At 64.4% G+C, this 646-nt stretch carries 1 protein-coding gene; it reads left to right on the forward strand.

Features of this window, described 5'->3' with window-relative positions; genetic code table 11:
- A partial coding sequence (locus tag A5646_RS11840; protein ID WP_067021834.1) for a class I SAM-dependent methyltransferase occupies positions 1–587 on the forward strand: 587 nt, incomplete at its 5' end.
- Positions 588–646: the final 59 nt, after the last annotated feature.

Here is a 646-nt window from a genome sequence, read left to right on the forward strand (position 1 = left end):
TCACACTGTCGGAAAACCAGGCCGAGCACGTGCAGCAGTCCTTCGATCAGATGGACACCCCCCGCAGCCGGCGGGTGCTGCTGGAGGGCTGGGAGAAGTTCCACGAGCCCGTGGACCGCATCGTGTCCATCGGCGCGTTCGAGCACTTCGGCCGGCAGCGCTACGGCCGCTTCTTCAAAATGGCCTACCAGGCGCTGCCGCCCGGCGGAGTGATGTTGCTGCACACCATCGTTCGGCCGTCGTTCAAAGACGCGCGGGCCAAGGGCCTGAAGCTGACCCACGAAATCGTGCAGTTCTCGCAGTTCATCCTGGCCGAGATCTTCCCCGGCGGCTGGCTGCCGACGCCGCAGACCGTCGGCGAGTACGGAGTGACCGCGGGCTTCGACCTGACCCGCGTCCAGTCGCTGCAGCTGCACTACGCCAGGACCTTGGACCTGTGGGCCGAGGCACTCGAGGCCAATCGCGAGCAGGCGGTCGCCCTGCAGTCCGAAGAAGTCTACGACAAGTACATGCACTACCTGACCGGCTGCGAAAACTTCTTCCGCAAGGGTGTCACCAATGTGGGGCAATTCACGCTGGAGAAGTAACCGGCCCAGTAAAGCAATCGGCCCCGAACGGTTCACCGTTCGGGGCCGACTTGTCCCGC

The sequence above is a fragment of the Mycobacterium sp. 1245499.0 genome, from assembly GCF_001673615.1.
GTDB classification, from domain to species: domain Bacteria; phylum Actinomycetota; class Actinomycetes; order Mycobacteriales; family Mycobacteriaceae; genus Mycobacterium; species Mycobacterium europaeum_A.